Genomic DNA, 3,860 nt, shown 5'->3' with positions numbered 1-3,860 from the left:
GGATGCCCCGCCGATGCGTACTGCAGCGTACCGTTGCTGGAATCGAGTACGACGGCTAGTGCGGTAATCAGGGGGGAGTTGGCGTTGGTGAGTTCGACGTTGGCATGCCGCAAGAGCGAGGCTGGATCGAGATTGACGATGCCCGAAAAAATCAGCGCGTGACGCGCCTTGCTCATCGCCACCGCCGCGTCGATCCCGTGCCCGGCGACGTCGCCGATGATCAGCAGCGCGCGGTCGCCGGGAAGTTTGATCACGTCGTACCAATCGCCGCCGACGCGCTCTTCGTCTTCGGCCGGCAGATACACGGCACTGAAGCTCAAGTTCGCAATCGCCGGAACCGGACGCTGCACGAAGGCCTGCTGCAGCGTGTCGGTCACGCGTCGCTCCGCATCGTAGGCGGCCTGCAGCGCGGCCGATTGAAGCTGCGCGGCTTCGGCCTCGCGCCGGTTCCGTTCGGCACGCTCGGCCAGCCGGTACTGCTGCACGGAGAAGGCGATCGCGACCGCCACCAGCGCGACGACGCCGAAAACGCCCAAGAACGCGATCCACGCAACCGCGGCGATGCTGCGCCGTTCGACTGCGGCTCGCCGTACCGCGAGGTCTCTGTCTATCCGCCGGACGTCGGCTCGAATGCCGTCGACGAGCCGTTTGCCGTCCAGTTGCAGCGCCGGACTCAGCGATTGGCGCTGAAGTACCGGTTGCGCCACGGCAACTTGCCAGCGGCGATTGCTCTTGGAGATATCGGCGAGCGCCGTCATCGCGTCGGGCGATCGAACGAACGTGAGATCCGATCCCAAACGCACGACCGACGCGGGGAAGGCGCGCGCGGCGTCGCGATACGGCTGCAACAGTGCTGGAACGAACGACACCGCATAGCCGCGGATCCCGGTTTCCTCGTCGAGCTGTTCTCTCAGAACGGAATCGACCTCAACCCGAACCCGGCGAACTTCTGTGGTCTCGGCGAACGAACTCGCGACGACCTGGTGGACCAAGAGCCCCGCGACTCCCAGCGAGATAATGACGACGGCCGCGAGGACCATCGTCACGATCAACGCGATATGACGTTGCCGGCTCATTGACCAGCGGCGTTTAGCCCTCTCGGCGCGCCATCCTCTCGTGCCCTACCCCTGCTGACCGCTACTCCGCCGATCGCTACCCCGCGGCGGCCGCGTTGACGGCTTTCTTTGCGAGTTTCGTCAGAATCTCGTCGGTCCGCACTTCCTGCTCCAGCGTTTCTTTGAGCAGATCCGGGGCCTCCGCCAACCCGATTTGTTTGGCCCACGCGATCAGCGTTCCGTAGCGAGAGATCTCGTAGTGCTCGACGGCCTGCGCGCCGGCGAGCAGGCCGGCATCCAGTGCCGGATTGCCTTTGAAATCGTGCATGACCTCGCTGCCTTCCTCGAGGATGCCGTCAATGGCGTCGCACGTCTTTCCGCGTGCGGGCTTGCCGATGATTTCGAAGACGCGTTCGATTCGCTCGACCTGCCCCTCGGTCTCGTCTCGATGGTGGAGGAAGGCTTCGCGCAGCTCGTCGGAGTTGACCGCCTTTGCCAGCTTGGGAAGCGTCCGTAGAATTTTCTTCTCTGCGTAAAACATGTCGCGCAGCGTCTCGTAAAATAAATCGTTGAGGGTTTTTATCATGGTTGCCAATATAGCCGTCCGCCGGGCGCATTAAACCTCGACGAAACGCTTGCTGCCTGCCGCCCGCCCTTGTTTTGCGGCGTGGCGCAAAGGGTAGAAAGCGCCTCGAAAGAGAGGATTCATGTACGACAGAGACGACGCATTCGAATCGGAAATTTACTACGACCGGGAGCCGGCAAGCGCCGCGGTCGACCGTTTGCACGGGCTGGGTTACGGTCGCGACGACATCAGCGTGATGATGGACGACAAGACGCGCGAGAAAGCGTTCTCCGCGGTCGTCAACGCCAAAGGCAGTGAAGGGATCGCAGCCGGCGCCACGATCGGCGGCGTGCTAGGCGCGATCGTCGCGGGGCTTACGGCAACGGGCAGCGTCGTCGCAATCGCCGGCACCGGTGGCCTCGCTACTCCCCTGGTCGTCGGTCCGTTGGCGGCCGCGCTTGCCGGATTGGGAGCCGGTGCGGCCGGCGGCGGGATCGTCGGCGGACTGATCGGCGTCGGCATCGGCGAAAAGCGCGCGCACGACTACGAGCGAGGCCTGCGCGAGGGCGGCATCGTCGTCGCCGTTCGTCCCAAGAGCAACGATCATCGCGGCGACGTTCGCCGCGCGCTCGATTCAGAACGGCGTCACGAGCGAGTCGACCAAGACGTCGACTACGCCGGCGAGACGCGGCGCCAGCCGCGTTAGCGGTAAGGAAGAGCTTCGCTACGCGAGATCGCGCAGGATTGCGTTGGCGGCGCGCTTGCCGGGGAAGCCGCTGACGCAGCCGCCGGGGTGCGCGCCCGAGCCGCACAAATAGAGGTTGGGCACCGGGGTGCGCGTTGCAAAACGCTCCTCGTAGATCTGGCCCGGCAACAGTTCTCCGTGGAAGATATGGCCACCGCGCAGGCCGAAGCGCGCTTCGAGATCGGGTGCCGTCAAGACTTGACGGTGCTCGACCGCGCCCGGAAGATTCGGCGCCACCTCACCCAACATCGCGATAATTTTATCGCCGGCGGCCTCGCGTTTGGCGTCGCTCCACCCGTCGGCGCGATCGTACGGATAATACTGTGCGAACACCGAAAGGATGTGCTTGCCCGGCGGCGCGAGCGATGGATCCGTCGGCGTCTGTAAGAAGCACTCCACCAGCGGCGCTTCGCTCTCCCCGCGCTCGCGCGCGTCGGTGTAGGCCTGCTGCAGATAATCGACCGTCGGCGCCAAGTGAATCGTCGCGCGGTGATGCGGCTGCGCGTTGGTTCCCGGCCGCGAGGTGAAGTTCGGAAGCTCGCCCAGCGCGAGGTTGACCTTCAGCGAACAGCCGACGCTCTGCCACTCTGTGACGCGCGCAACGAACGTCGGATCGAGCGCCCCCTCTTCGAGCAGATCCAGAAAGGTCGTGCGTGGATGGGCGTTCGAGGCGACTGCACGCGCGAGCACCGTCGCGCCGCCGGCAACGATGCCGTACGCCGCGCCGTCTTCATCGAGCAGTACGCGCTCGACGGCATCTCCGGTGAAGAACTCCGCACCGTGCGCGCGCGCCGCCGCTGCTAACGCGGCCGATACCGAACCCATGCCGCCGCGCACGAACGCCCACGCGCCCTGCACGCCCAGCAAACGCCCCGCCAGGTGATGGGCGAGCACGTAGCCGGTTCCCGCGTCGCGCGGGCCGCGGTACGTGCCGATCAAGCCGTCGTTGACGAGCTCCGCGGCGAGGACCGGCGTGGAAATAAACTGCTCGACCAGTTCGGCGGCAGAGCCGCGCAGATCGGCGCGCGTCTGCGCGTCGAAGCGTTCGAAGTTCGGATCCTCATCGGAGAACGAATCGAAGAGCGCGCGGCCCAAGCGATCGCTGCGTTCGACGTACTTGGCAAACCCGTCGACGTCGCGCGGATCGAACGCGGAGATCTCGCGCGCGTTGGCTTCGCGATCGGAGCCCAGCAGCAGCGAGCGTCCGTCGGGCAGCGGCGTAAACGCGTAAGGGTCCTTGCGGTAGTACGAGAGCCCGTGCGAACGCAGCTGCAGATGCTCGACCAGCCACGGGTCGAGCAGGCTGCACACGTAGGAAGCGCTCGAGAGGGTGTATCCGGGCCAGAGCTCGCGATCGCTGACGGCCGCCCCGCCAAGCACGGCGGCGCTTTCGAAAACGGCGACCGATCGTCCGGCCTTTGCCAGCAGCGCCGCACAGGCAAGCCCGTTATGTCCGCCGCCGATGATGACGGCGTCGTACGAGCGCTGCGGGGAT

The 3,860-nt window shown here is 65.6% G+C and carries 4 protein-coding genes; 1 reads left to right on the top strand and 3 read right to left on the bottom strand.

Annotated features, from left to right (window positions below; all coding sequences use genetic code 11):
- Together VGG51_01070 and VGG51_01065 are read right to left on the bottom strand one after the other, a co-directional pair.
- A partial coding sequence (locus VGG51_01070; GenBank protein ID HEY1881613.1) for a SpoIIE family protein phosphatase occupies nt 1–1,076 on the bottom strand: 1,076 nt, incomplete at its 3' end.
- A 76-nt stretch (nt 1,077–1,152) separates the two neighbouring features.
- Nucleotides 1,153–1,641, bottom strand: a complete 489-nt coding sequence (locus tag VGG51_01065) for a ferritin-like domain-containing protein (GenBank protein HEY1881612.1) — start codon at nt 1,639–1,641, stop codon at nt 1,153–1,155.
- Nucleotides 1,642–1,762: 121 nt separating this feature from the next.
- On the opposite strand from VGG51_01065, the gene VGG51_01060 reads away from it, so the two are divergent.
- Nucleotides 1,763–2,326, top strand: coding sequence for a hypothetical protein (locus tag VGG51_01060; GenBank protein ID HEY1881611.1), 564 nt, complete (start codon nt 1,763–1,765; stop codon nt 2,324–2,326).
- 18 nt (nt 2,327–2,344) lie between these two features.
- Here VGG51_01060 and VGG51_01055 read toward each other — a convergent pair.
- Nucleotides 2,345–3,860: NAD(P)/FAD-dependent oxidoreductase (locus VGG51_01055; GenBank protein ID HEY1881610.1), on the bottom strand; the 1,516-nt coding region annotated here is incomplete at its 5' end.

This window comes from Candidatus Cybelea sp., from assembly GCA_036489315.1.
In the GTDB taxonomy this organism is placed as follows: domain Bacteria; phylum Vulcanimicrobiota; class Vulcanimicrobiia; order Vulcanimicrobiales; family Vulcanimicrobiaceae; genus Cybelea.
Note: the sequence above shows the minus strand (reverse complement) of the source record. Positions and strands in the feature narration are given on the sequence as shown.

Excerpts from the sequence above, each read along its gene's own strand:
- VGG51_01065 (HEY1881612.1), bottom strand. The coding sequence starts at position 1,641 with ATGATAAAAACCCTCAACGATTTATTTTACGAGACGCTGCGCGACATG.
- VGG51_01060 (HEY1881611.1), top strand. The coding sequence starts at position 1,763 with ATGTACGACAGAGACGACGCATTCGAATCGGAAATTTACTACGACCGG.